This is a genomic window from Stenotrophomonas sp. NPDC077659 (genome assembly GCF_050268705.1).
In the GTDB taxonomy this organism is placed as follows: Bacteria; Pseudomonadota; Gammaproteobacteria; order Xanthomonadales; family Xanthomonadaceae; genus Stenotrophomonas.
Map to the genome: position 1 here is coordinate 1 of NZ_JBNNHG010000054.1, position 23,489 is coordinate 23,489.

25 protein-coding genes and 1 pseudogene are annotated in these 23,489 nt (G+C 65.6%); 10 read left to right on the forward strand and 16 right to left on the reverse strand.

Annotation, left to right across the window (positions count from 1 at the left end):
* Nucleotides 1-597 precede the first annotated feature (597 nt).
* The 6 genes from ACQKDV_RS09880 to ACQKDV_RS09905 form a co-directional block, all read right to left on the reverse strand.
* On the reverse strand, nucleotides 598-1,050 hold the full coding sequence (locus tag ACQKDV_RS09880) for a hypothetical protein (protein WP_427783581.1): 453 nt from the start codon (nucleotides 1,048-1,050) through the stop codon (nucleotides 598-600).
* The gene (locus tag ACQKDV_RS09885) at nucleotides 1,047-1,250 is read right to left on the reverse strand and encodes a PspC domain-containing protein (RefSeq protein WP_295569727.1); all 204 of its coding nucleotides are present in this window, start codon (nucleotides 1,248-1,250) and stop codon (nucleotides 1,047-1,049) included. Before ACQKDV_RS09885 ends, ACQKDV_RS09880 begins: the two co-directional genes overlap by 4 nt.
* A 66-nt stretch (nucleotides 1,251-1,316) precedes the next feature.
* Nucleotides 1,317-1,685, reverse strand: a complete 369-nt coding sequence (locus ACQKDV_RS09890) for a YfeK family protein (RefSeq protein ID WP_427783582.1) — start codon at nucleotides 1,683-1,685, stop codon at nucleotides 1,317-1,319.
* A gap of 32 nt (nucleotides 1,686-1,717) precedes the next feature.
* Entirely contained in the window at nucleotides 1,718-2,785 is a 1,068-nt protein-coding gene (gene phaC, locus ACQKDV_RS09895) for a class III poly(R)-hydroxyalkanoic acid synthase subunit PhaC (RefSeq protein WP_427783583.1), read from the reverse strand.
* Nucleotides 2,782-3,879, reverse strand: a complete 1,098-nt coding sequence (gene phaE, locus ACQKDV_RS09900) for a class III poly(R)-hydroxyalkanoic acid synthase subunit PhaE (RefSeq protein WP_427783584.1) — start codon at nucleotides 3,877-3,879, stop codon at nucleotides 2,782-2,784. The genes phaC and phaE overlap by 4 nt, the downstream gene beginning before the upstream one ends.
* A 22-nt stretch (nucleotides 3,880-3,901) precedes the next feature.
* A complete protein-coding gene (locus ACQKDV_RS09905; RefSeq protein ID WP_427783585.1) occupies nucleotides 3,902-4,516 on the reverse strand; it encodes a CDP-alcohol phosphatidyltransferase family protein in 615 nt (204 codons plus the stop codon).
* A 344-nt stretch (nucleotides 4,517-4,860) separates the two neighbouring features.
* Between ACQKDV_RS09905 and ACQKDV_RS09910 the strand changes: the two genes are divergently transcribed.
* Entirely contained in the window at nucleotides 4,861-5,511 is a 651-nt protein-coding gene (locus ACQKDV_RS09910; RefSeq protein WP_427783586.1) for a class I SAM-dependent methyltransferase, read from the forward strand.
* Between the two features lie 51 nt (nucleotides 5,512-5,562).
* Here the strand turns inward: ACQKDV_RS09910 and ACQKDV_RS09915 are convergent, their stop codons facing one another.
* The 3 genes from ACQKDV_RS09915 to ppsR form a co-directional block, all read right to left on the reverse strand.
* Complete coding sequence (locus ACQKDV_RS09915) at nucleotides 5,563-6,051, reverse strand: NUDIX hydrolase (protein ID WP_427783587.1); 489 nt, start codon at nucleotides 6,049-6,051, stop codon at nucleotides 5,563-5,565.
* Nucleotides 6,052-6,094: 43 nt separating this feature from the next.
* Nucleotides 6,095-6,604, reverse strand: a complete 510-nt coding sequence (locus ACQKDV_RS09920; protein WP_427783588.1) for a DUF1249 domain-containing protein — start codon at nucleotides 6,602-6,604, stop codon at nucleotides 6,095-6,097.
* A 178-nt stretch (nucleotides 6,605-6,782) separates the two neighbouring features.
* Nucleotides 6,783-7,604, reverse strand: coding sequence for a posphoenolpyruvate synthetase regulatory kinase/phosphorylase PpsR (ppsR, locus tag ACQKDV_RS09925; protein ID WP_427783589.1), 822 nt, complete (start codon nucleotides 7,602-7,604; stop codon nucleotides 6,783-6,785).
* Nucleotides 7,605-7,747: 143 nt separating this feature from the next.
* On the opposite strand from ppsR, the gene ppsA reads away from it, so the two are divergent.
* Both ppsA and ACQKDV_RS09935 read left to right on the forward strand, forming a co-directional pair.
* Complete coding sequence (ppsA, locus tag ACQKDV_RS09930; protein ID WP_427783590.1) at nucleotides 7,748-10,126, forward strand: phosphoenolpyruvate synthase; 2,379 nt, start codon at nucleotides 7,748-7,750, stop codon at nucleotides 10,124-10,126.
* A gap of 149 nt (nucleotides 10,127-10,275) precedes the next feature.
* On the forward strand, nucleotides 10,276-11,169 hold the full coding sequence (locus ACQKDV_RS09935; RefSeq protein WP_427783591.1) for a mechanosensitive ion channel family protein: 894 nt from the start codon (nucleotides 10,276-10,278) through the stop codon (nucleotides 11,167-11,169).
* Nucleotides 11,170-11,372: 203 nt separating this feature from the next.
* Here the strand turns inward: ACQKDV_RS09935 and ACQKDV_RS09940 are convergent, their stop codons facing one another.
* The 4 genes from ACQKDV_RS09940 to ACQKDV_RS09955 all read right to left on the reverse strand — a co-directional run bounded on the left by ACQKDV_RS09940 (nucleotide 11,373) and on the right by ACQKDV_RS09955 (nucleotide 14,203).
* Nucleotides 11,373-12,245, reverse strand: coding sequence for an EcsC family protein (locus tag ACQKDV_RS09940; RefSeq protein ID WP_427783592.1), 873 nt, complete (start codon nucleotides 12,243-12,245; stop codon nucleotides 11,373-11,375).
* 113 nt (nucleotides 12,246-12,358) lie between these two features.
* Entirely contained in the window at nucleotides 12,359-12,931 is a 573-nt protein-coding gene (gene orn, locus ACQKDV_RS09945) for an oligoribonuclease (RefSeq protein WP_427783593.1), read from the reverse strand.
* A 74-nt stretch (nucleotides 12,932-13,005) separates the two neighbouring features.
* Nucleotides 13,006-13,530: a tRNA adenosine(34) deaminase TadA gene (gene tadA / locus ACQKDV_RS09950; RefSeq protein ID WP_427783594.1), complete on the reverse strand. Its 525-nt coding sequence runs from the start codon at nucleotides 13,528-13,530 to the stop codon at nucleotides 13,006-13,008.
* A gap of 160 nt (nucleotides 13,531-13,690) precedes the next feature.
* The gene (locus ACQKDV_RS09955; protein ID WP_427783595.1) at nucleotides 13,691-14,203 is read right to left on the reverse strand and encodes a GNAT family N-acetyltransferase; all 513 of its coding nucleotides are present in this window, start codon (nucleotides 14,201-14,203) and stop codon (nucleotides 13,691-13,693) included.
* 217 nt (nucleotides 14,204-14,420) lie between these two features.
* Here ACQKDV_RS09955 and ACQKDV_RS09960 point away from each other — a divergent pair, with 217 nt between their 5' ends.
* The 7 genes from ACQKDV_RS09960 (at nucleotide 14,421) to ACQKDV_RS09990 (ending at nucleotide 20,691) form a co-directional block, all read left to right on the forward strand.
* Entirely contained in the window at nucleotides 14,421-15,617 is a 1,197-nt protein-coding gene (locus tag ACQKDV_RS09960) for an MFS transporter (RefSeq protein ID WP_427783604.1), read from the forward strand.
* Nucleotides 15,618-15,716: 99 nt separating this feature from the next.
* Nucleotides 15,717-15,965 (forward strand): hypothetical protein, encoded by a 249-nt coding sequence (locus ACQKDV_RS09965; protein WP_427783596.1) that lies wholly within the window; start codon nucleotides 15,717-15,719, stop codon nucleotides 15,963-15,965.
* Complete coding sequence (locus ACQKDV_RS09970) at nucleotides 15,962-16,150, forward strand: hypothetical protein (RefSeq protein WP_427783597.1); 189 nt, start codon at nucleotides 15,962-15,964, stop codon at nucleotides 16,148-16,150. Before ACQKDV_RS09965 ends, ACQKDV_RS09970 begins: the two co-directional genes overlap by 4 nt.
* Before the next feature lie 18 nt (nucleotides 16,151-16,168).
* Nucleotides 16,169-16,912 carry an SOS response-associated peptidase family protein gene (locus ACQKDV_RS09975; RefSeq protein WP_427783598.1) on the forward strand — a complete coding sequence of 248 codons (744 nt, stop codon included), beginning with the start codon at nucleotides 16,169-16,171 and terminating at the stop codon, nucleotides 16,910-16,912.
* Between the two features lie 159 nt (nucleotides 16,913-17,071).
* Nucleotides 17,072-17,341: a hypothetical protein gene (locus ACQKDV_RS09980; RefSeq protein WP_427783599.1), complete on the forward strand. Its 270-nt coding sequence runs from the start codon at nucleotides 17,072-17,074 to the stop codon at nucleotides 17,339-17,341.
* Between the two features lie 393 nt (nucleotides 17,342-17,734).
* The gene (locus ACQKDV_RS09985; RefSeq protein WP_427783600.1) at nucleotides 17,735-18,928 is read left to right on the forward strand and encodes a GAF domain-containing sensor histidine kinase; all 1,194 of its coding nucleotides are present in this window, start codon (nucleotides 17,735-17,737) and stop codon (nucleotides 18,926-18,928) included.
* A gap of 77 nt (nucleotides 18,929-19,005) precedes the next feature.
* Nucleotides 19,006-20,691 carry an ATP-binding protein gene (locus tag ACQKDV_RS09990; protein ID WP_427783601.1) on the forward strand — a complete coding sequence of 562 codons (1,686 nt, stop codon included), beginning with the start codon at nucleotides 19,006-19,008 and terminating at the stop codon, nucleotides 20,689-20,691.
* Between the two features lie 181 nt (nucleotides 20,692-20,872).
* On the opposite strand, the gene ACQKDV_RS09995 is transcribed toward ACQKDV_RS09990, so the two are convergent.
* The 3 genes and pseudogenes from ACQKDV_RS09995 to ACQKDV_RS10005 form a co-directional block, all read right to left on the reverse strand.
* Nucleotides 20,873-22,198: an XVIPCD domain-containing protein gene (locus ACQKDV_RS09995; RefSeq protein WP_427783602.1), complete on the reverse strand. Its 1,326-nt coding sequence runs from the start codon at nucleotides 22,196-22,198 to the stop codon at nucleotides 20,873-20,875.
* Nucleotides 22,199-22,222: 24 nt separating this feature from the next.
* The gene (locus tag ACQKDV_RS10000; RefSeq protein ID WP_427783603.1) at nucleotides 22,223-23,086 is read right to left on the reverse strand and encodes a hypothetical protein; all 864 of its coding nucleotides are present in this window, start codon (nucleotides 23,084-23,086) and stop codon (nucleotides 22,223-22,225) included.
* A gap of 89 nt (nucleotides 23,087-23,175) precedes the next feature.
* Nucleotides 23,176-23,394: pseudogene (locus ACQKDV_RS10005) on the reverse strand (XVIPCD domain-containing protein); the annotation flags it as partial.
* Nucleotides 23,395-23,489 lie beyond the last annotated feature (95 nt).

Sequence of the window (23,489 nt, forward strand, 5' to 3'; positions counted from 1 at the left end):
ACCGTTGTCGGCATGCAGAACCAGCTGCCCGGGCAACACACATTCACGCGCGCAGCTACTGCGTACTGCACTCGATGAGCGATGCTGCGAGCTCATCGAAGGAGAGCTTACCGCGTCGAACCTGACTGGAACGTCACGAAGGCTAATGACGATCGGTTGCATGCAGATGACTGCGGAATCGCAGCAGAATGCTTACGGATCTTTAACTTCCGGCTAACGAATCGTGGCGATTACAGCCAATGGCGAAGCCCCTCGTGGGTAGATTGGTTGGTCGCGAAAAGTGAAGTGACCCCCAGGAGTTGGACACCTGTTGTCGTAGAGCCGAGCCTACGCTCGGCTTCGCGTCCTGGCTGAAAGCAGCCGAGCTCAGGCTCGGCTCTACACGAGCAAGCGCAGCGCGCGACCCGCTTCTGCTGTTCTTTTTCTTTCCGTGGCTGGATGCGGCCGGGAACTGTCAGGGTTGGATCAGGTGTCCAACTCCTGGGGGGCACTTCAGGGATGGGTTTACGGTGTGTCCCGCGAATCCACTGCGCCGACCCGATCACATGAAACGCATTCCGCGAACAAGCCACGGGGGGCTGCGCCGTTGGCTGGAAACTACGGCCACCAGCCGTGCCCGAACCGGGCGTAATGATCCGCCGCGCGCTCGAACGGGTTGCGGGCACTTACTCCGCCAAACAACAGGTACACCGGCAGGTACAGCGGCCCCAGCACCAGGTATTGATAGACATGCGCGCGTTCATGGTCGTCGAGCCGGATCAGCGGCTCCACGCCCCAGCCGGCCTGGTGCGCATAGGTACGGCAGCAGATGCCCAGATCATGGCCGGTATGCAGGATCACGTTGCCAAGCGTGATCGCCCCGCCAGGACCCCAGGGCCAGCGGTCGAAAACCACGGCACAGTCACGCCCACTCCAACGCGGCCTCGCTCCGGCCAGCATGCCCGCCAGGCCACCGATCAAACCGATCAGTGTATTGGGCAGCGTCCATACCGCGCCCAGCGCCTGCAGCGCGCGCAACCAGAGTGGCCAGGATCGAGCGGCCGTGTTCAATCCGCCTCGTTCGGAATCAGCAGCCACAGGATCAGGTAGACCAGGATGCCCGGGAAGGCCGCCGAACCGATCGATACCAGCACGAACACGATTCGCACCAGGGTGGCGTTCCAGCCGAAGCGATGGGCGATGCCCCCCATCACGCCGGCGATCATGCGGTCGTTCAGCGAACGCGACAGCGTCTTGGGCGTGGTGTTCATGGCGGCACCTCCTGGGTTACGGGCAAAAAGCAGTCTTGCAGGCTCGACTCTACACGGGGTGCGTGTCTACGGCGTGCGTTGGCGCAGCGCCTGCAGTCGCGTGCCGAACCAGGTGGCAGCGGTCTGTTCAGCCTGCCCGGGGCACTGGATGCGGTACGGCTTGCCGCTCATGCTGCTCTGGCTGGCCGCGCGCTCGATGAACTGCTCTGCGCTGTCCACCATATCCTTCTTCAGCAGATAGTTGTATTTCCGCTGCAGATGCGCCCGCGCTTGGCTGCCGTCGTACCAGCTGCCATTACGCTGGAACCGGCATTGCGAGCCATCAAGGCTGGAGATCAGCCGGGCGATCTCGCGCTGTGCCTGCGGACCGGGGCCGGCATGGGCGAACGGTGCGGCCAGCAGGGCGGCAAGGACCAACGGAATCCGGTACGTCATCTTCGCCTCCCAAGGCAGTCGAGCACGCTCGACTACAGGTCGCGTGCCTTCAGCCAGCCATCGATCGTCGCCGGCACTTCGCGCTGCGCGCGCCCGGACACATAAATGCCGATATGCCCGCCACGAAAACTGGACTCAGTGTAGTCTTCCGTACCCAGTCGCCCACGCATCGCGCGCGAGGCATCCGGAGGCACCAGGTGGTCCTGCTCGGCATAGATGTTCAGCACCGGCAGGGTCACCTGCGCCAGGTCCACCGCCTCTTCGCCGATCCGCACCGTGCCCTTCATCAGACCGTTCCCCTGGTAGAACTGCTTGATGAAGTCACGGAACGCCTCGCCTGCCAGATCCGGCGAATCGAAGATCCATTTCTCCATGCGCAGGAAATCCTCCAGCGCAGCCTTGTCATCGAGGATGTCGAGCAGCCCGACGTACTTCTGCACGTTCAGGCGGAACGGCTTGAGCATCAGGTAGCTGGCATTCATCAGGTCGGCCGGGATGTTGCCCAGCGTATCCACCAGCAGATCCACATCCACCTGCCGTGCCCAGTGCGAGAGCATGTTGTCGGCAGTCTGGAAATCGACCGGGGTGACCATGGTGATCAGTTTGCCCAGCTTGTGCCGGCGCAGCGCCGCATAGCACAGGGCGAATACGCCGCCCTGGCAGATGCCCAGCATGTTCACCGGCCCACCGCTGCGCACGCGCAGCGCGTCCACCGCGCCGTCAATGTAGCGCAGCAGGTAGTCCTCCAGGGTCTGGAAGCGCTCGGAGCGGTCCGGGTAGCCCCAGTCCAGCACATAGACGTCCTGGCCCAGCGCCAGCAGCTTCTGCACCAACGAACGGTCAGCCTGCAGGTCGACCATGTACGGCCGGTTCACCAGCGCGTAGACGATCAGCAGCGGCGGCTTGCGGGCCGGGGCCTGCTCACCCACGAAGCGGTACAGCACCACCTTGCCGTCGCGCCAGACTTCCTCGCGGGCGGTCGCACCATAGTCCACGTCCTCCACCTGCGGCAGCAGCTTCAGCCCTTCCATCAGCTTACGCTGCATGGCCAGGGTCTCCTGCATCAGGTCATCGGCGTTGAAGCCCAGCGGTCCTTTCATCGCGCGCGGGTCCGCGCAGTGCGGCGGGGCGCTACCTTCTTCGCCGCTGCCGGCTTGCTGGCCGGAGCCTTCCGTGCCGCCGCCCTGTTCGCAGCGGGCCTGGTCACCGCAGCGGCCTTTTTCGCAGGCTTGCGCGCGGTCGTCTTCACCTTGGCCGGGGCCGGCTGTGCCACCGGGTCGACCTCGGCGGTCCCCGCCAGCACGGCCACCTGTGCCTGCAGGCGGCGCAGGCTGCGCTCCAGCTCGGCGATGCGGCGATGTGCAGCGTCCATCTCGCTGCGGGTCGGCAGGCCGATCCGCTCGCTCATCTGCTCGACCTCGCGCTGCAGGCCGGCACGCAGGCGCATCTGCGCATTGCCCAGCGAGGCGTAGACCTGCTGGAACGCCTCGGAGAGGGCGACCTTGGCGTAGGCCTCTTCGGCCACCTCGATCCACAGATCGAACATCGCCCGTGCGCTGGTGAGCTGGCTGCCCGGCTGTTCGTGCTCGGCCAGACGCGCTTCAAACAGATCGAAGGCGGCGTCCAGCGCCTGCTTGATCTGTTCCACGTAGGCACGCGAATGCTGCTGGTAATCCTCCTGCGCGCGCAGCAGGGCCTGCCAGCGCGCCTGATGCTCGCGCCCAGGACCGAAAGCCGGGCTCTGCAGCCACGGGCCAGCCTGCACCTGCCACTGCTGCAGCCATGCGGCGAATTCGGGCAACGCAGCACCGGCCTGGGTGCTGCCGCGCGCGCCCTGCAGCATCCACTGCAGCATGCCGTCGCCCTGCCCCTGCACGGCCTCGCGCCAGGCCTGGGCCACCTCTGCGCTGCTGGCATCGCGGCCGGCGAAGCGCGCGGCCACTTCCTGCATGGTGCCGTACCAGCTGCCGGCCTGCTCGCGGAAGCGGCGGACCGCATCTTCCGGTGCACCCTGCCCCTGCTCGGGCAACAGCTGCCCCCACCAGTCGAACAGGTGCTGCCAGCTGCCGGGGTCATCGCCGGCCGGTGCACCCGGCGTGGCGGCATGGCGCAGCGCATCGCCCCAGGCACCGAAGTACTGGCGGGACAGAGCTTCGAAATCGCTGCTGCCGGCGTCGTGGGCCGAGCTGGTCATCGCGGGCCTCCGCTGGGCTGGGTCATGGCTTGGGGATGTGCAGGGTCTTGCTGATCATCAGCGAACCGGACAGGGCGAACAGCAGCACCATCGGGTGCAGCTGCCACGGGCCGAGCTGCCACTGCCCGAACCAGAGGTCGTGGCCGATGGCATCGGTGCCGGCGGCGATGGCCAGCACGATCACCAGGACCAGACTGGTGGGAATGGGGGTGCCCTCGAAATACTTGACCTTGCCCTCGTCACCGGCCAGCGTTTCGGCGGTGACGTTGTAGCGGGCCAGGCGGCTGACGCCGCAGCAGACGAAGTAGCTCAGCACCAGCCAGTCCCAACCGCCCTGCATGCCACAGGCATAGGCCAACGCCGCCGGGGCGACGCCGAAGGAAATCACATCCGACAGCGAATCCAGCTCGCGCCCCAGGGTCGAACTGGACTTGCGCCAGCGCGCGATGCGGCCGTCGAGAGCATCGAAGATGAAGGCCAGCGGGATCAGCGCCATGCCGAACATCAGGTAGCCGCGTTCGCCATCCTGCAGGAAACGCATGGCGGCAAACACCGCCCCGGTGCCGCAGAAGGCGTTGGCCAGGGTGAACCAGTCCGCCAGCTGGAACTCGCGCAGCATCGAGAAATGACGTTTCATGGGATCTCACGGGGCATCGAGGCTGACAGGGTACCGCGAGCGCCCGTGCCGGCGACAGCGTGCCTCGATGTCGATCTTCACCCGTCCGTCACCCCTCATCACCAGCGGTGAATTTTTCACCACCCATCTTGACAGCCTTGGGGGGTGGTGCCTGTCATGGCTTATCCACAACGTTGCCCACGCGTAATCCACACCCCCTGTGGACAAACCGATCTCACCGACTGCGACGCTGGACATTTCCTCATCACCCGGCAGCGGGGTCTCCCTGCTTCCCAAGCCGCCAGACCGGCGCTATGGTCACCGGCGGACCCGCCGCCGCCACGTCCAGATCTTTTCCACGGACGATGACGATGCTGGATGCTTCCACCCTGGCCGCACAGCTGCGGCGCCCCCACGGCGAGGCCGCGCTGGCCGTCGGCGAATCAATGAACCGCAGCAACGACGGGCTCAATCGGGCGGCGATCAGCCTGTTGGCGGTGGCGCCTGGCGAACAGGTGCTGGAGATCGGTCCGGGCAATGCGGCCTTCGCGCCCCAGCTGCTGCAGGCGCCAGGCAGCCAGTATCTGGGCATTGAACTGTCCGCCGCCATGGTCGACGCCGGCACCCAGCGGCTGGCCAATGCGGGCCTGGTCGACCGGGCGGCAATGCGGCTTGGCGATGCCCATGCGCTGCCGGTGGACGCGGCATGCATGGATGCCGCACTCGCGGTCAACACCCTCTATTTCTGGCCCAACCTGGCCCCGGTGCTTGATGAACTGGCCCGGGCCCTGCGGCCCGGTGGCCGCCTCTGCCTCGCGTTCGGCGATGCCGGCTTCATGCGCAGTCTGCCGTTTGCCGCCGACTTCCAACTGCATGACCTGGATGCGGTGGAACTGGCGTTGCGGGCAGCCGGCTTCGACGTCTCGGCATGGCGCAGCCATCGGGAATCGGCCATCGGCAACGACGGGCAGTCACGCGAGAAGCACTTCCACCTGCTGCTCGCGCACCGGCGCTGACGCCGCCTCGCCGGGCCATGCCCGGCGAGCGAAGCGGCGCCGCCATTGATCTCAGAACCGGCTGAACGCCCAGCTCTGCATGCGCCCGTCCTGGTACGGCATCACCCCGTGGAACGGACGCGGGTCGGCATCGAACACCAGCGGCAGGAAGTTACGGTCGCCCTCCCACATCGGCAGCGTGTCCAGTTTGTCCAGGTCCACCCACTCCAGCGTGCCTTCGTGGTTGCCCCCGTGCGGGGTACCCTCGAAGCTGTCGATGACGAACACGAAGCCCAGCCAGTCTTCGCCATGCCTGCCGAAGCCCGGCCAACTGATGGTGCCACGCAGGCGCATGCCGGTGCAGTCGATGCCGGCTTCCTCGGCAATTTCACGGCGCATGCTGGCGGCCACGTCCTCGTCCGCCTCGATCTTGCCGCCCAGGCCGTTGTACTTGCCCAGATGGTGGTCACCGGGGCGGGTGTTGCGATGGATCATCAGCACCTGGCGACGATCAGGCGACAGCACGTAGCCCAGGGTGGCGACGATCGGGGTATACGGCATTGGGGCGGCATCCAGCGACGGGTCAGCCGTGGATTATGGCCGATCAGCGCACCAGCGACAGGCGGCGTTCGGCAGGCGTACCCGCCCCATCGGAATCACGGCGCAGGGTGGCCACGCCGTGGCCGCGCTCGGCGAGGTACTCCAGCCACTTGCCGAGGAAGGTATTCATCCGCATGCGGTGGCTGATCAGCTCGGCCGGCGGCGGGTACAGGCCCATGGTGTCCTGCCAGCGTCGGCCGACATAGCAATGGGTCGTCTCGGCCTGGCGCGCGTCACGGTACAGGCGCACATAGGCCGAGGGATCCGGTTCGCCGGTGACCGGGTCGGCCAGATCGTAGGTCAGGCGCAGTTCCACCGTGTAGCGGTGGCACTCGATCACGTCCAGGCGCACGTCCAGGCCGTCGCCGATGGAGGAAATGTAACTGCCCGCCAGCAGCCCGGCCGGTTCGAACAGGCGCACCAGATGCCGGTAATTCTCCGCGTACAGGCCCATCAGCCAGCTGAGGCGGCTCAGGCGGGGGATGCGTTCGGCGCGGGGCGTGGCTTGGGCCATGGGTCGATCCTACACGTTGGTGCTTCAACGTGGGGGCGCCTCGAGCCACAGCCAACCCACCGACTGTGATCCCCCTGTAGAGCCGAGCCCATGCTCGGCTGGGCTGCCGGGTTCTGGCCGAAAAGCAGCCGAGCGTGGGCTCGGCTCTACAGGGCCCGGCATCCACTGGGCGCGCGCCTCAGTACATCTCGCGCTGCAGCCCCAGGGTACCCAGCACCTTGCTGGAGATCTCCTCGATCGAGGTATGGGTGGTGCTCAGCGTCGGGATGCGCTCCATCTGGAACATCACCTCGGCCGCCGCCACCTCGCGCCTGCAGGTGTCCAGGTTGGCGTAGCGCGAGTTCGGCCGGCGCTCCTGGCGGATCTGCTGCAGGCGGTCCGGATCGATGGTCAGGCCGAATAGTTTCCGACGATAGTTCCGCAGCCGTGGCGGCAGGCGGTCGCTCTCCAGATCCTCGTCGGTCAGCGGGTAGTTGGCCGCGCGCACCCCGTAATGCAGGGCCAGGTAGATGCAGGTGGGTGTCTTCCCGGCGCGCGACACTGCCACCAGGATCACGTCGGCATCGTCGTAGTTCACCGCAATGCCGTCATCGTGGGTCAGGGCGAAGTTCATCGCGTTGATGCGGCGGTGGTAGGTGTCGAAGTCCACCATGCCGTGGGCCTGGCCGACCCGGGCCAGCCGCGGGCTTGACAGCTCACGCTCCAGCGGCTCGATGAACGGGGCGAACACATCCAGCATCAGCGCCCCGCTGTCAGCCAGGAGCAGGCTCAGGCTCTGGTCGACGCAGGAGTTCACCACGATGGGCCGGACCTGGTACCGCTCCCCCGCCGCCCGGATCCGGGAACAGGCTTCCCGGGCTTTTTCGGGGTCGTCGATGAACGACATCCGATCGGTGATGAAGCTGAACCCGGTGAACTGCGTGAGCAGGCTATGCCCAATGGTTTCAGCGGTGATACCGGTTCCATCGGAAACGTAGAACACCGGACGGATGGTCGACATAGGCGGTTTTCACCCCTCTGAAGCTGAAAATGGTTGCAGCACAAGCTTGTGCCGATGGTACTGCGACCGGCATCATATCGGCTTCTTCCTACGGACGCGGCCATTCAGCCCGCCTCGGGCGATGGCCAAACGGAGCATCGCGCTTGAACGAGAACATCCTGTGGTTGCACGAACTGCGTCTGGGCGACCTGGCCCGCGTAGGCGGCAAGAATTCGTCGCTGGGCGAAATGATCGGCAACCTGGCCGGTCTGGGGGTGTCTGTCCCCGGCGGTTACGCCACGACCGCTGAAGCCTTCAAGGACTTCATCGCCCACAACGACCTGTCCAAGCGCATCTTCGACAAGCTGGCCACGCTGGACGTCGAAGACGTCAACGCGCTGACCGCTGCCGGCAAGGAAATCCGCACCTGGGTGATCGATGCGCCGCTGCAGCCGCAGCTGGACCAGGACATCCGCAGCGCCTATGCCAAGCTCAGTGCTGAAAACGGTGGCGGTGACGTTGCAGTTGCGGTGCGCTCCTCGGCCACCGCCGAAGACCTGCCCGATGCGTCCTTCGCCGGCCAGCAGGAAACCTTCCTCAACGTCACCGGTGCCGACGATGTCGTGCACAAGGTCAAGGAAGTGTTCGCCTCGCTGTACAACGACCGCGCCATCGCCTACCGCGTGCACCACGGCTTCAAGCACGAGGACGTGTTCCTGTCCGCCGGCGTGCAGCTGATGGTGCGTTCGGGCGTCGGTTCCTCCGGCGTGCTGTTCACCCTGGACACCGAGTCCGGCTTCCGCGACGTGGTGTTCGTCACCTCCTCGTTCGGCCTGGGCGAAATGGTCGTGCAGGGTGCGGTCAACCCGGACGAATACTACGTCTACAAGCCCACCCTGCAGGCCGGCAAGCCGGCGATCCTGCGCCGCTCGCTCGGCAGCAAGGCGATCCGCATGGTCTATTCGGATGTCCCCGGTGAGCGCGTGAAGATCGAGGATACCCCGGTCGAACTGCGCAGCACCTTCTCCATCAGTGATGAAGACGTGCAGGAACTGTCCAAGCAGGCGCTGGTCATCGAAAAGCACTACGGCCGCCCGATGGATATCGAGTGGGCCAAGGACGGTGTCAGCGGCAAGCTGTTCATCGTGCAGGCGCGCCCGGAAACGGTGAAGTCGCGCAGCCACGCCACCCAGATCGAGCGCTTCGCGCTGACTGAAAAGGGCGGCACCGTGCTGGCCGAAGGTCGCGCCGTGGGTGCCAAGATCGGCTCGGGCACCGCCCGCGTGGTGAAGACCCTGGACGACATGAACCGCGTGCAGCCGGGCGATGTGCTGATCGCCGACATGACCGACCCCGACTGGGAGCCGGTGATGAAGCGCGCCTCGGCCATCGTCACCAACCGCGGTGGCCGTACCTGCCACGCCGCGATCATCGCGCGCGAACTGGGCGTGCCGGCCGTGGTTGGTTCGGGCAATGCCACCAAGGTCATCGAAGATGGCCAGCAGGTCACCGTCAGTTGCGCTGAAGGCGATACCGGCTTCATCTACGAAGGCAAGCTCGATTTCGAGCGCACCACCACCGATCTGGGCAACATGCCGCCGGCACCGCTGAAGATCATGATGAACGTGGCCAACCCGGAACGCGCCTTCGACTTCGGCCAGTTGCCGAACGCCGGCATCGGCCTGGCCCGTCTGGAAATGATCATCGCCAGCCACATCGGCATCCACCCGAACGCGCTTCTGGAATACGACCGCCAGGACGCGGCGACCAGGAAGAAGATCGACGAGAAGACCGCCGGTTACGGCGACCCGGTCAGCTTCTACGTGGACCGCCTGGCCGAAGGCATTGCCACCCTCACCGCCTCGGTGGCCCCGAACCCGGTGATCGTGCGCCTGTCGGACTTCAAGTCCAACGAGTACGCCAATCTGGTCGGCGGCAGCAACTACGAGCCGCACGAAGAGAATCCGATGATCGGCTTCCGCGGCGCCAGCCGCTACGTCGACCCGAGCTTCTCGGCCGCCTTCGCACTGGAATGCAAGGCCGTGCTGCGCGTGCGCAACGAAATGGGCCTGGACAACCTGTGGGTCATGATTCCGTTCGTGCGCACGCTGGAAGAAGGCCGCAAGGTCGTCGAGGTGCTGGAACAGAACGGCCTGAAGCAGGGCGAGAACGGTCTGAAGATCATCATGATGTGCGAAGTGCCGTCCAACGCACTGCTCGCCGATGAATTCCTGGAAATCTTCGACGGCTTCTCCATCGGCTCCAACGACCTGACCCAGCTCAGCCTGGGCCTGGACCGCGATTCGTCCATCGTCGCGCACCTGTTCGACGAGCGTAACCCGGCGGTGAAGAAGCTGCTGTCGATGGCCATCAAGGCCGCGCGCGCCAAGGGCAAGTACGTCGGCATCTGCGGCCAGGGCCCGTCCGATCACCCGGATCTGGCCGAGTGGCTGATGCAGGAAGGCATCGAGTCGGTGTCGCTGAACCCGGACACCGTGGTCGACACCTGGCTGCGCCTGGCCAAGCACAAGGCCGAGAGCTGATTGAAATACAACGGCTGATCCTCTGAAGGGCTGACATCGCGTTCATCGGGGTCCGCCCATACTGCAGCTGCATGCACGCCCCGCCTGTGCGGGGCGTGTCTGTTTCTGGCGTCCACCCACGCCCAGACCACTGCTGCAAAGGAATCCGCATGATTGCCACTGCCCAACCCGCCTCCGCCGCAACGTCCTGGTTCCATTCGCTCAACTGGGAACGCCTGCTGGAAACCTACGGCGTACCGTTGCTGGCGGCCATCGTCGTGCTGCTGGTCGGTATGTGGCTGGCACGACGTCTGTCCAATGCGCTGCCACGCGCGACCTCGCGCATGGGCATGGATCCGATGCTGGGCAGCTTCCTGCGCAACGTGGTCTACGCTGCCTCGCTGGTGATCGTGGTGGTGCTGGCCATCGGCACGCTGGGCGTGCAGATCACCCCGCTGCTTGCCGTGCTCGGCACCGCCGGCCTGGCCGTCGGCCTTGCCCTGAAGGATTCGCTGTCCAACATCGCGTCCGGGGTGATGCTGGTGACCCTGCGCCCGTTCCGCGTGGGCGATGTGGTGACCGTGGCTGGGCAGACTGGCACGGTGCGCGAAGTCCGCATCTTCCAGACCGTCATCACCGGCGCCGACAACCAGCACACGACCATCCCCAACACGCTGATCACCGCCGCACCAATCATCAACCTCACCGCCGAACCGACACGCCGCATCGAACTGGTCATCGGCATCGGCTACGAAGACAACATCCAACTGGCTCGGGACACCGCCATGGCGCTGATGAAGGCCGAGCCGCGCGTCCTCGACACCCCAGCACCCGATGTGGTTGTGTACGAACTGGGCGCGCATGCCATCAACCTGGGTATCCGCTGCTACGTGAAGCCGGACGACCACTTCGGCACCAAGGTCACCCTGCTGGAGCAGATCAAGCTGGGCTACGACAAGGCCGGCATCAATCTTCCCTACCCGCAGCAGGACATGCATCTGTACCTGCACGGCAAGGACGGCAGCGTGGTCGAGGCCGAGGCGCTGGTGCGCGACAAACCCTGACAATCACTCCAGCGGGTGGAAGCCGCACCAGCGGCAGAGTCGACCGTTGGTCCCGCACCAGCGGCAGAGTCGACAGTGGGTCCCGCACGAGGGGTAGCGTCGACCGTTGGTCCCGCACCAGCGGTAGAGTCGACCGTTGGTCGACTGTCGCGCGCAGCGCGTGATGTGTTACGGCCGGTGTCAAAGCAGTCGACGCTGCGTAGTTACAGCGTCGGCTCGATCCGGGCCGCACCATGCGCCACCCGGTCGTAGGCGCTGCGCACGACGGCCTCGCCATACTTCAGCTCCAGGCGGCGCACGATGAAGTGACCGCGCGCCATGTCCTGGTAGTAATCGGTGAACATCGTGTTGAGCGTGGCACCCGCCGCCGCGCCGACCACCGGCACGGCCTGCGCTGCGAACTTCTCGGTCACCACCACGCCGAAACGTGCGGCCACCTTTTCCACCAGCTTGGCCAGCAGTTTGCCGGCTTCCTTCGGGGCCACGCCCAGCGTCAGGTCGCGCCCGGTCACCACGCGGCCGGCCAGCTCGGCCGACAGGTGGCGCATCACATCGGTGGTGAAACCGCGCGCCAGGTAGTAACCGGTCTCACTGGCGTCATCGCGCGGTGAGTTGCCGCCCAGCGCGAACACCTCCAGGCAGGCCTGGCGGGTGCTGAAATGCGCCAGATCAAAGCCCTCGCTGCGCGCGACGTCAGCCACCGCACGCATCATGATCGTGGTCGACACCGGCAGCTCGATGAACAGCGCGGCGAAGCCGAACGCGCCGCCCACCGCACCAGAGGTCGCCGCTGCCACCTTGTGCCAGCGGGTTGAAGCCGCCTTGCCAGGGGTATTGCCCATGCTCCACAGCGCCGCCTGCGCGGACTTCGACAACGCTGCCTCCACGGCGCCATGGATACGCCCGGAGATCGCCTTGGGCAGCGCTTTCACCGCAAACTCCAGTGGCGTACCCACCAGACTGGCCATGCGCGCGGTGATCGTCGGCGCCTCCAGCAGGGCCACCGCCCGCTGCAGATCGGCCCAGTCCTGGGCATCGTGGGCGATATCGCGGGGCAGCAGGATCGGCTCGTTCATGGGCCGATAGTAGCGCCTAGGAGTTGAACGAAGCGTAGTGCCGGCCTCTGGCCGGCAACCAGCCAACGATCACAAAAGCCCTGGCGTTGCCGGCCAGCGGCCAGCACTACCGATCAAAGTGCCGGCAGGCCCGACAGTGCGCCCATGAACTGTCTATAGTGGCGCAGCTCGGCAATCGAGTCGTGCACATCACTCAGTGCGGTGTGGTTGCTGGTTTTGGCCAGCCCGGCCGCCACGGCCGGCGCCCAGCGCTTGGCCAGCTCCTTCACCGTGGACACGTCCAGATTGCGGTAATGGAAGTACTTCTCCAGCCGCGGCATCTGCCGGTGCAGGAAGCGGCGGTCCTGGCAGATCGAATTGCCGCTCATCGGCGAGACCCCGGCCGGAATCCACTGCGCAAGGAAGTTCACGGTCTGCGCCTCGGCCTGGGCCAGGGTCGTGGTGCTGTCCAGCACGCGCTGCCACAGGCCCGAACGACGGTGCTGGTTGCGGTTCCACTCGTCCATCGCTTCCAGCGTTTCCAGCCGATGGTGGATGGCGAACTCCGGGCCTTCGGCCAGCACGTTCAGCTGGGCATCGGTCACCACGGTGGCGATCTCGATGATCGAATCGTTGTCGGTATCCAACCCGGTCATTTCCAGGTCGATCCAGATCAGTCGTTCGTTGGCCGCGCCGTTCTCCACCATCGTGTCGCCTCGTTGCTGGGCGGGCGTAGCGCCTGCCGGAAAAGAAAGAGGCAGACATCATACCCTTTCGCTGCTCAGGCCTCGCCGGTGTGGTCTTCCAGCAACAGCGGCGGCTTGCCACGCTTGGCCCGGAAGTAATTGGTCAGGCGCAGGCTGGCCTCCTTGGCCAGCACCCCGCCGTGGATCTCCACCCGATGGTTGTGGCGGGCGTCGCCCAGCAGGTTGAACACGCTGCCGCACGCGCCGGTCTTGGGGTCGCTGGCCCCGTAGACCAGCCGCGCCACGCGTGCGTGCACGATGGCCATGGCGCACATCGCACACGGTTCCAGGGTCACGTAAAGCGTGCTGCCGATCAGCCGGTGGTTGGCCAGTGCCCGCCCGCCCTCACGCATCGCCACGATTTCAGCATGCGCGCTGGGGTCGTGCCAGGCGATGTTGAGGTTCCAGCCCTCCCCCAGCAGCTGGCCATCCGACCCCACCAGCACCGCACCCACCGGAATCTCGTCGAACTCGTGCTGGGCGCGCTCGGCCAGCGCCAGGGCGTGGCGCATCCAGTGTTCGTCGGCATCGTGCACGGGCACGCCCAAGGTGTCGGTCATGAGGGTCTCAGCGTCAGGCAGTTCACGCGGCGGCAGTGTAGCGTGCTTCGGCTGGACCCTGGCGGGCGGGATCGCCACCGCTGGATTGGCGCGTTCCGCAGCACCTTGAGCACCCCCTGGCGCGCGCCATGACAGCATCGCGGCCTGCCCCGCGCGTGATTCAGCCGGGCCGGCCGGCCTCGAATGCGGGCGAGTAACTCACCTCACCATGCGCCATCGGCCCCTCCAGCCGCAACGCCTGGAAGTACTCAGGCGGAACGCCGGGCAACACCAGACCGGGCTCAGAGCGAAAGCCGAAACGACCGTAGTAGTCGGGCTCGCCCAACACTACACAGCCGCGCGCACCAAGACCACGCAGTGCGTCCAGCGCAGCCCGCATCAACCCGCTGCCAATGCCCTGCCCCTGCCACTGCGGTGCCACCGAGAGCGGCCCCAGGCCGAACCAGCCCTCGCTGCCATCGCTGATCGCTACCGGCGACACCGCCACGTGGCCGATTACCTGCCCGTCCTGCACGGCCACCCGGGAAACCGACAGCTCCCCCCGCGCACGCAGTGCATCGACGATGTAGTGCTCGGTGTGGCTGCTGTGCGCGGCGGTTCTGAAAGCAGCTGCGGCCACCGCGTGGATATCGGAAACGTCGTCAGGCGCCTCCGCGCGGAGGAGGTCGTTCACGGGGCATGCCGTTCAGTGCGGGGGGCTCAGTGTGGGGCGGCGGACCGCGCTGCGCCCGATGGCGACAGCGTCGAGCGCACCCTGCCAGACGAGGCGCGACCGTTGAGTGAAACCGTGTAACGCTCGCCGCATCGAACACAGATTTACCTTGTCCGCGCTGTCACTGCTGCAGTGCAGCAGTACAATGAGCGGTTCCCCCGCCCTGCCACGCCCCCGCATGAGCCCCAATTCCTCCCTGGCCGCGCGGCTGACGCCGCGTCAGCGCACCTGGATCATCCTCGCCCTGTCACTGGGTGGCTTTGCCATCGGCACAAGCGAATTCGCCAGCATGGGCCTGATGCTGGAGATCAGCCGCGGCCTGTCGATCAGCGAGACCCAGGTCGGCCACCTGATCAGCGCCTATGCCATCGGCGTGGTGGTTGGCGCACCGATCCTTGCATTCATCGGCGCCTCGTTCCCACGCCGCAAGCTGCTGCTGGCCCTGATGGGCTTCTATGCGGTGGGCAACCTGGCCAGCGCCCTGGCGCCCAACTACGGCACGATGCTGATCGCCCGCTTCGTCGCCGGCCTGCCGCATGGTGCCTACTTCGGCGTGGCGATGCTGGTGGCCGCTGCCATCAGTCCGGCCGGCCAGCGGGGCCAGGCGATGTCGCGGGTGCTGCTGGGCCTGTCCATCGCGATCCTGATCGGCAACCCGTTGACCACGTGGCTGGGCCAGCAGTTGAGCTGGCGCACAGCCTTTGCCCTGGTCAGCATGCTGGCCATCGCCACGGTGGTGATGATCGCCCGCTTCCTGCTGCCCGATCCGGACGAGGTACGTACCTCGCCAATGCGTGAGCTGCGCGCGTTCAACACGACCCAGGTATGGCTGGCACTGGCCATCGGCGCAGTCGGCTTTGCCGGCATGTTCTGCGTGTTCACCTACCTCGCTCCGACCCTGGTGCAGGTGACTGGGGTGGCCGAGTCGTGGATGCCACTGGCCGTGGGCGTATTCGGCATTGGCGCGATCATCGGCAACATCGCCGGCGGCTGGCTGGTGGACAAGTTCCACTTCAAGGCCGCGGCCGTCGTGCTGGTGTGGTCCATCGTGATGCTGCTGCTGTACCCGCTGGCGGCCCAGTCGGTGTGGACCATCGGGCCGATGATCATCACCGTGGGCACGATGGGCGCGCTGGCGGCCGTGCTGCAGACCCGCCTGATGGACGTGGCCGGCGAAGCGCAGACGCTGGCCGCCGCGTCCAACCACGCGGCCTTCAACACCGCCAACGCACTGGGCCCCTGGCTGGGGGGCATGGCCATCAGCGCAGGCTTCAGCCCGGCCACCACCGGCTATGTCGGTGCGGCCACCGCCATCGGCGGCCTGCTGCTGTGGGGCGTGTCGGTTCTGGTGGACCGCAGGCGCGCGTCAGCATGAGTTCCTGCGCAGTTTGATGCCATCACCGCATCGGGCTGACGGTGTCATCACAGGGGAAAGTGTGACGATGAATGTACCTTCCCTTGGCATCTCCCCTCCATGTCGGATACCGGTCATTTCGCCATTCGCGCCTTCGAGGCGTTCTTCAACATGGCCGGTGGCGTCGAGCGCATCACTGCACTGACAGTGACCTGCAACCACTGCGATGCCACCACGTCGTCGACCGAGGGCAATCTGCTGCATCTGCCGGGCGGCACCCTGTTCCGTTGCGATGACTGTGGCTGCCACCAGGCCGTGAGCAATGCGCGGGTGGCGGACTGGCAGCTGACACGCGTGCTGGGCGTATGAACCAGTCCCGCTCTCTGACCGATGCACAGCGGCAGATCCTGCAGGCCATTGCCGAAGCAGGACGCGTGGAAAGTGATGCCGCCACCTGGGCAGTGACCTCCGGGTTTGCGGTGCAGGCCGAGGATGGGGACATCGACCTGACCTCGCGCGGGCGCGAGGCACTGAGCGCGCATACGTCGCGCTGACGCAGCGGCGGGCGGAGCATGCGCCGTTTCGTGCAGGCCTTCGTCGACGCGCACAGCTTGCCTGCTGCCCTGCCCATTGAAGTCTCAACAGCTCTGGCGACTGCGGATGCGCGCTTCAACATCGGCAAGGACGGTCGCGCGTGGGTATGGGCTGCTGGTGCCAGCGACGCCGACGCCACTACAGTTGTTGCGGAAATGCAGTGGGGCCTGGTGCCCCGTTGGTCGAAGCAGCCCTCCACGCCCTACACCACGGTCACGGCCCGGCTGGACCGCGCTCCGCGCAGCCGCCTTTTTGCCGATGCCTGGATGAAGCGGCGTTGCGTCGTACCGATGACCGGCTATTTCAAATGGGACCGGCAACGACGACCGCCGTGGCCGATGTTCGTCCAGCGCAGGGACGGCCTGGCGTTGCTGGCGGCGGCTCTGTGGGAGCACTGGCACGATGACGATGGCCAGCAGCGCGACACATTTTCGATCCTGACCGACGGTAATCCTGGAATTCCCTCGCCGCTGTCCGCGGATGGCCCGGTTTTCCTAGAGCCGGCAGCGGCGGCAGCGTGGCTGGGCGGCAGCCTGGTCACCCCGGTGCAACTACGGCGGCGTGCGCATACCGCACCGCTCGAGGCGTGTTACGTCGGTCTGGGCATCCGCGATCGGCTACGTGACGACTACACCCTGCTGGAACCGGTCGACCCGGACGCAGTGCGCGCCGGGGATGCGTTGCCGGACTGGGATGACGAGGCGCTGGATGAGGATGCCTGAGCTGCTGCCACAGGGTCGGAGCCCTTTCCTTTGAAAAGGGATCCGCCCCTTTGCCTGATCAGGGGCGGCCCCCTTGCCGCAGGCAGGGGCTGTGACCCCGCGCAGGCTGAACCGGAAAAAAACACGCGGCGTGGATATCGCTTGCGGCACAGTGCATCCATGCACGACCACCCCGCCCCCACCCGCCATGATGCCGTTGCCCTGCAGGCCGGGATGCTGGGCAGCGCGCTGGGCGTCGGCCTGTTGAAGGCGCTGGCGCTTTCCGGCATGGTCTCCGGCTCGCTGCTGGGCATGGGACTCTGGCTGTTGGCCTGCACCCTGCTCGGCGCCTGGGCCCTGGCTGCCGGCCTGGCCTGCCTGGCGCTCAGCCGCCGCGTATTCGTGCTGATGCTTGCGTTGTCGGCCGTGTTCGTCCTCTGCATTGCCTGAGGGCCAGGCATTCTTCGAAAAAAAGGCGGGCGGCGCGAGCCTGGGCCTGGGTGTGGACAAGGTGGGCCAGATGGTGCACGCCGCCGGTGGCATCGGTCGGCCTCCTGCAACGCGTCTCGCAACAGACCCGGCGAATGATCGGCAAGCATGCCGCCGGCAACACCCGCCACCGCATGCCGGTGGATTTCCCGGCGATTTCGGTGAACTGGCACAGGGCATAAGATGCCGAGGTTCTGAAGACGCTGGGCAGTGGGGCCACAGGGGCCCCGCCGATGGCGGCCGCAGCGGCAAGCGAACGCTGTAGGGCGACGGGTGCATGACGTGGCGGCGAGCAAGCTCGACGCTATGTGGCTCGCTATACTGGCTGCACACTGCAGCCGGCCCGGAACCTTCATGCCTTCCCGAATCGACTTCCGGCCTTCGCTGGACCTGGCATGCAGGATCACCGGCATGCGCGTGGCGCTCATCGGTGAGGTCACCGATACGTCCTGGCGTTCGATCCAGAGCATCGACAGCGCTGGCCTGGGTATATCCAGCGGCATGGTCCTGGATATCAACCATACCTTCTGCAAGGACGTGAGGGCGTCACGGTCGCCGGTGTGGTTCGGCGATGCACTCACCCATCCGGTGTTCGTGCACAGCCCGATAGCGGGCATGTACGGCTTCCGCAGCTACGTTTCGGTGCCGCTGCTGCTGGCCGATGGCTCGATCTTCGGCACCCTGTGCACGCTGGACCCGGAGCCCAAGCCGGTGGATGAACAGCAGGTGCAGGCGATGAACGCCTTGGCGGCGATGGTCGCCGCGCAGATCGATGCCCTACGCAGCCATGAGGCCGACAGCCGCACCATCGATGGTCTGAAGGAGCACGGCGATGCCGTCGGAAAGCAGCTTGCCGAGTTCGAACACTCCAACGCCGAACTGCTGCGCGTGGCCAAGCAGCGCGAAGAATTCATCGGCGTACTGGCTCACGACCTGCGCAACCCGGTACAGGCGATCCGCGCTGGTGCCGACCTGCTATCGCTGGGTGAGCTGAGCCCGTCGCAGCAGAAGGTTCTGGGCCACATCAACGACAGCGCCGACCGCATCGCCGAGCTCATCGATGTCACCCTCGATTTCGCCCGTGGCCGCCTGGGCACCGGCATCGCCCTGAAGCTGGAGCCATGGTCGGACCTGTACAACGTGCTGGCCATGGCCTGCCGCGAGGCGATGCGCCCCTACCCAAGCCGCCGCTGCGAGGTGGATCTGCAGCTGCCGCTGACGTTTGTCTGCGACGCCGCGCGCCTGTGCCAGCTGCTGGCCAACCTGGTCATCAACGCGGCCATCCACGGCATCCCCGGCCAGCCGATACGCGTGCGGGGACGTAGCACCGAGACCGGCATCGAGATCAGCGTGGCCAACCAGGGCGTCATCGCGGACGCGCAGATGGAACACCTCTTCGAGCCGTTCGCCCGGCCGCAGGAGCGGCGGCTGGATTCCGGCCTGGGGCTGGGCCTGTATATCGCCTCGCAGATCGCCAAGGCGCACGGCGGTACGTTGACCGTGACCAGTTCCAGTGACGAAGGTACCGTGCTGACCGTGCGCCTCTGAGCGCTTCGTATCGCGGCGTGCAGAGCGGGTACACACGCAACCCGCTACGCTGTGCCACCTTCCTGCCCCGAGCGGCCATGTCCTCTTTCCCCCTCCCGGCGTCCGATCCCGGGCAACTGGCCTACCGGCTGCTGCAGGACAGCGACTGGGCACGCTCGCCAGCCGCAGCGGCCGCCCCGGTCGAACTGCGCACGGTGCTGTCCATGATCCTCGACTCGCCGGAGCCGCTCTGGATCGCCTGGGGTGTGGAGGAGATGGCGTTCTTCTTCAACGATGCGTATCTGCCCATGCTGGGCGGCAAGCTGCACGGCGCCATGGGCAGCGGGCTGCAGCAGGTGTGGGCCGATGTCTGGGAAGACGTGCGTCATGCCATCGCCGATGCATTCGCCGGCAGCAGCCGCAGCTTCCAGAACCTGCCGCTGATGATGGACCGCGACGGAACCCTGAAGGAAACGTTCTGGACGTTTTCCTACTCTCCCCTGCGCATGGCCAACGGTGAGGTGGCAGGGCTGCTGTGCGTGGTGAGCGAACAGACCGAGCGGGTGATCGAGCGCAACCTGCACAGCCGCCAGGTGGCAGCCATCACCCAGGAAGCGCGCGAGGCCCATCTGGAACTGGTGCGTGCGCGCGAGCAACTGCGCCAGGCACAGAAGCTGGAGGCCATCGGCCAGCTCACCGGCGGCGTGGCACACGACTTCAACAATCTGCTGCAGGTCATCACCGGCTCGGCCGACATGCTGCTGCACACGGCGCAGCCCGAGGATCCGCGGCGCCGGTACGTGCAGTCCATCGTTTCCGCAGCAGAACGCGCAACCCGGCTGACCGCCCAGCTGCTGGCCTTTTCGCGCCGGCAGAGCCTGTCACCGGAAGTGTTTGACCTGCGCGAGAGCGTGCACGCACTGTCCGACATCATCACCACGGTGGTGGGCGCACGCGTCTCAGTCGCCATCACCCTGCCCGAGACCCCCCTGCAGGTGCTGCTGGACCGCAGCCAGCTGGATACGGCGCTCATCAACATCGTGGTCAATGCACGCGATGCCATCGTCGGCCAAGGCAACGTCAACATCGACGTGCAGCGGGTGACCGCGGTGCCGTCCGTGCGTTTCGCTGCGCCGATGAAGGGCGACTTCGCCGCCATCAGCGTCAGTGACAACGGCACCGGCATCGATCCGGCAGTGCTGGACCACATCTTCGAACCCTTCTTCACCACCAAGGATGTGGGCGCAGGGACCGGGCTGGGGCTCAGCCAGGTGTTCGGCTTCGTCAAGCAGTCCGAGGGCGAGGTGGATGTTCACAGCCAGCCCGGCACAGGCACCCGCTTCACCCTGTACCTGCCATTGAGCCACAGCGGTGAGAGCACGCCGCGCCCCGTGCAGCACGACGGGCTGGTCCATGGCCAAGGCCTGTGCGTGCTGGTGGTCGAAGACAACATCGATGTGGCCGAGTTTGCCGTGGCGGCGCTGCGCGAGCTTGACTACCGCGTGGTGCGGGCACGCAATGCCGCCGAAGCCCTGGCGGAGCTGGAGCGCGATGCCCACCGCTTCCAGGTGGTGTTCACCGACGTGGTGATGCCGGGGGTCAATGGACTGGAGCTGGCGCGCGCCATCCGCGAGCGCTTCCCCTGGCTTCCGGTCATCCTCACCAGCGGCTACAGCGAACTGCTGGCGCGCGACCCCGGCCATGGCTTTACCCTGCTGCGCAAACCCTACTCGCTGAAACAGCTGGCCCAGGTCATCAGCGAAGCGGGCCAGAGCCACCGGTAGACGGCCCCTGGCTTGGGCACCGACACATCGCTTTGGCAGGTTTCCAGTTTGACGGGAACGTTCCTCGACACCGGGCGCGAAACGCCGGAGCGCCCGCCGAGGTGGGCATGTACCAATGGCGGCCTACAGCGCAGGAAAGATAGGCTGCGCTATCAACGTTGAGGCAAGGGCTCCTTACTGCTTACGCCATGCGAATGGCCGCGCTTTCGCGCATCTGCGGGTCAACGGCCTGCTGCTTTCCCTGTGCCTGCATCTGATCGTGTCCTTCGCCAGCCGCGTGCAGACTCTGCAGGGACTGCTCCACCGGGGTACGCACCGCGATATCGGTCGGCATGCTCGCGCGCAGGTGCGGCGGTCCATCCAACCCTCCCTGCACCACGAACACATCCCGACCGGCCGGGGCATTCTGTGTCTGCGCGCTCAGCACCACATGGTCCGCGCTCTGCAGGTTGTTCTGCCGGGCCAAGGCTAGAACCGCTGCCGTCAAGCGCTCACTGATTTCGTCGGGCGTGCGGCCCATCTGCGCGTCAATGTTGGACACCCCTTGGCGCACCTGCTGCAGCATGGCGTACTCGGAATGCCCCGGACCGATATCGGCCAAGCGCGTCGGCGCAGCATGGGCGTCAGGGCGATCGTTGATCGAAGCCGTCTTCGGGCTGGGTGTAATGGTTCGGAAGGTGTCATCCGAATGGAACTGGGTGGCCTTGTGCTGGCGCTCCAGGCGCACCTCGCGGGCATCGTTGAGTTCGGCGATGCGTGCGGGACCGGTGATCCCGCTCATCGTCACATGGCCACCACCGGCGCTGACACTGGCCCACTTCTTCTCCCCCTCGAAGTACATGGCGTAGTGGCTGTTGCCGCCGATCACGTTTGGGTCGACCGACGAGCGTCCTTCGAGGGCTTGGACGGCTTCATGCGCCGTCAACGTGAGCACATAGCTGGTGCCCCTCCACGCCCCCATCTGCGTTACGGCATCGGTACTGGTATCCCAGGCGCGCGTCATGCCTCGGTAGTCGTTGTTAAGCATGCCGGCCCAGATCTGCTCCATCTTCTGCGGACCTTCCTTGGCAAGTGCGGCCTGCAGCAGCACGCGCGGGGTCCAGCAGTTGGGGTCAAGCCTGTGGTGTTCGAAGGCACGATCATGCGACAGCATCACGTCCCTGCCCGGCAGGTTCAAGGCTAGATCCGGGCGCTTCAGGTCGAACCAGCGCTGCCTGCGCTCGAGGTCCTGCACGATCAGGGTCTGCCCAAAAGACTCCCATTCCCGCTCGCTCAGATTCGCGTTGGGGTGGCGGGAGCCATTGTCGTGCTGGTGCGACGCGTGGCTCTGCGCGTAACTGTTGGCCACACGTCCAGGCAGGCTGTCATTGCGCACAACTCCAAGTGCCAGCGTCCCGTAGCCGTCGGCCCCTTCCAGCTGCGACAGATAGTTCCAGTAAAGCTCGCGATACCCGGACCTGGCGTAATGCCCGAGGATTTCCAGATTCTTTTGGCTCAATCCACTCATGCCTGCCTCCCTGTAGGCAACAAATTACTTCACCTTGCTTTCCGCAAGGACACGCCTCACAGCACTCTCCATGCGTTTCCAATCCTGCAGAAACACCCTGTTATAGCTAAGCATGATCGAAAGCTTGCTCTCGTCATCCACGAAGTAGTGCGTACAACCTGCCACTGTAGATCCAGGCATGTCCGTGATCTCACTGCCTTGCACACGCAGGCCATCCGCACTGTGCTTCCTGCTGTCGCACTTGATGAAGGTGGTCAGGCGAGCCTGTGCATCACGGACCACGTACCAGTCACCTTCGTAAGCCGGGTTCCGCGGTGCCGGCCTGCCATAGCGGGCCTGGTATTGTTCTGAATACACGGCCATCTTCTCTTCATCGATGGCATACGGAATCAAGCCCAAGGTTTCAGGCTGAGCGATACGCAGATCAAGCCTGGCAGCAGGATCACCGTGCTCCACCGAATCGCCGTCCGTACGGGCCTCGTGGCCCGAGTACCGTGCCAACACTGTTTGGATGGGCACACGGTCGACGTAGTCAATGATGACTTTGATCTCCTTTCGAAAATCGTTTGTGCGTGGATCGGCCCGCGCACCTGGCGCCGTCGGCTTCAGATCCGGCCATTCAATCACCAGGGTAACGCCCTCGCCCGGCCAGGGCGCGATCTGGCTGTCCAGATAATTGGCGGGAAACCGGAACGTCGTCGGGCCGAGTTTCACATCCACAGGCGCGTCGGTGTAGGTATGCCCGTTGAGGGTACGGCCGGTCTGGGTTGCGTCCGTCATGGCAGAATTCCTTTCGTGTTCAGTGGACGGTGGCCGTGCGCAGGCAGCGGCACTTGCTGCAACAGCAAGTGCCAGTGCCAGACAGCGGCCGGGGGACATCACGTGCATGGCTATTCCATAGCAGGGTTCCGTGGCCACTATAGGCAACCGCCCGTCAACGGGACAGGAACGGCGTCCCGGGATTGGGAAAACGCGAACCAACGCGAACCTCGGTCGCGCTGCGCGCTGGCGTAATCCTGCGCGTAGCTGTTGGTCACCCTACCTGGCAGACTGTCGTTGCGCACGACACCCAACACCCGGGTTCCATAGCAGTCTGCACGGGAAAGCTGTGAGAGATAATTCCAATACAATTCGCGGTTCCCGTCCGCAACATACTTGCCCAGAATCCGCAGGTCCTTATCGGTCAATCCACTCATGGATCATCCCTCCACTCCCTGGATCAAACATCCTGATTAGCACGATGCTTCAGCTGGAAAGACAGGGACATTGCGCAAGGCGCGCTCGTTCCAAG

Coding starts and splice junctions, on each gene's coding strand:
- ACQKDV_RS09885 (WP_295569727.1), bottom strand. CDS start 1,250: ATGAACACCACGCCCAAGACGCTGTCGCGTTCGCTGAACGACCGCATG.
- ACQKDV_RS09890 (WP_427783582.1), bottom strand. CDS start 1,685: ATGACGTACCGGATTCCGTTGGTCCTTGCCGCCCTGCTGGCCGCACCG.
- phaC (WP_427783583.1), bottom strand. CDS start 2,785: ATGAAAGGACCGCTGGGCTTCAACGCCGATGACCTGATGCAGGAGACC.
- phaE (WP_427783584.1), bottom strand. CDS start 3,879: ATGACCAGCTCGGCCCACGACGCCGGCAGCAGCGATTTCGAAGCTCTG.
- ACQKDV_RS09905 (WP_427783585.1), bottom strand. CDS start 4,516: ATGAAACGTCATTTCTCGATGCTGCGCGAGTTCCAGCTGGCGGACTGG.
- ACQKDV_RS09910 (WP_427783586.1), top strand. CDS start 4,861: ATGACGATGCTGGATGCTTCCACCCTGGCCGCACAGCTGCGGCGCCCC.
- ACQKDV_RS09915 (WP_427783587.1), bottom strand. CDS start 6,051: ATGCCGTATACCCCGATCGTCGCCACCCTGGGCTACGTGCTGTCGCCT.
- ACQKDV_RS09920 (WP_427783588.1), bottom strand. CDS start 6,604: ATGGCCCAAGCCACGCCCCGCGCCGAACGCATCCCCCGCCTGAGCCGC.
- ppsR (WP_427783589.1), bottom strand. CDS start 7,604: ATGTCGACCATCCGTCCGGTGTTCTACGTTTCCGATGGAACCGGTATC.
- ACQKDV_RS09935 (WP_427783591.1), top strand. CDS start 10,276: ATGATTGCCACTGCCCAACCCGCCTCCGCCGCAACGTCCTGGTTCCAT.
- ACQKDV_RS09940 (WP_427783592.1), bottom strand. CDS start 12,245: ATGAACGAGCCGATCCTGCTGCCCCGCGATATCGCCCACGATGCCCAG.
- orn (WP_427783593.1), bottom strand. CDS start 12,931: ATGGTGGAGAACGGCGCGGCCAACGAACGACTGATCTGGATCGACCTG.
- tadA (WP_427783594.1), bottom strand. CDS start 13,530: ATGACCGACACCTTGGGCGTGCCCGTGCACGATGCCGACGAACACTGG.
- ACQKDV_RS09960 (WP_427783604.1), top strand. CDS start 14,421: ATGAGCCCCAATTCCTCCCTGGCCGCGCGGCTGACGCCGCGTCAGCGC.
- ACQKDV_RS09965 (WP_427783596.1), top strand. CDS start 15,717: ATGTCGGATACCGGTCATTTCGCCATTCGCGCCTTCGAGGCGTTCTTC.
- ACQKDV_RS09970 (WP_427783597.1), top strand. CDS start 15,962: ATGAACCAGTCCCGCTCTCTGACCGATGCACAGCGGCAGATCCTGCAG.
- ACQKDV_RS09975 (WP_427783598.1), top strand. CDS start 16,169: ATGCGCCGTTTCGTGCAGGCCTTCGTCGACGCGCACAGCTTGCCTGCT.
- ACQKDV_RS09980 (WP_427783599.1), top strand. CDS start 17,072: ATGCACGACCACCCCGCCCCCACCCGCCATGATGCCGTTGCCCTGCAG.
- ACQKDV_RS09985 (WP_427783600.1), top strand. CDS start 17,735: ATGCCTTCCCGAATCGACTTCCGGCCTTCGCTGGACCTGGCATGCAGG.
- ACQKDV_RS09990 (WP_427783601.1), top strand. CDS start 19,006: ATGTCCTCTTTCCCCCTCCCGGCGTCCGATCCCGGGCAACTGGCCTAC.
- ACQKDV_RS09995 (WP_427783602.1), bottom strand. CDS start 22,198: ATGAGTGGATTGAGCCAAAAGAATCTGGAAATCCTCGGGCATTACGCC.
- ACQKDV_RS10000 (WP_427783603.1), bottom strand. CDS start 23,086: ATGCACGTGATGTCCCCCGGCCGCTGTCTGGCACTGGCACTTGCTGTT.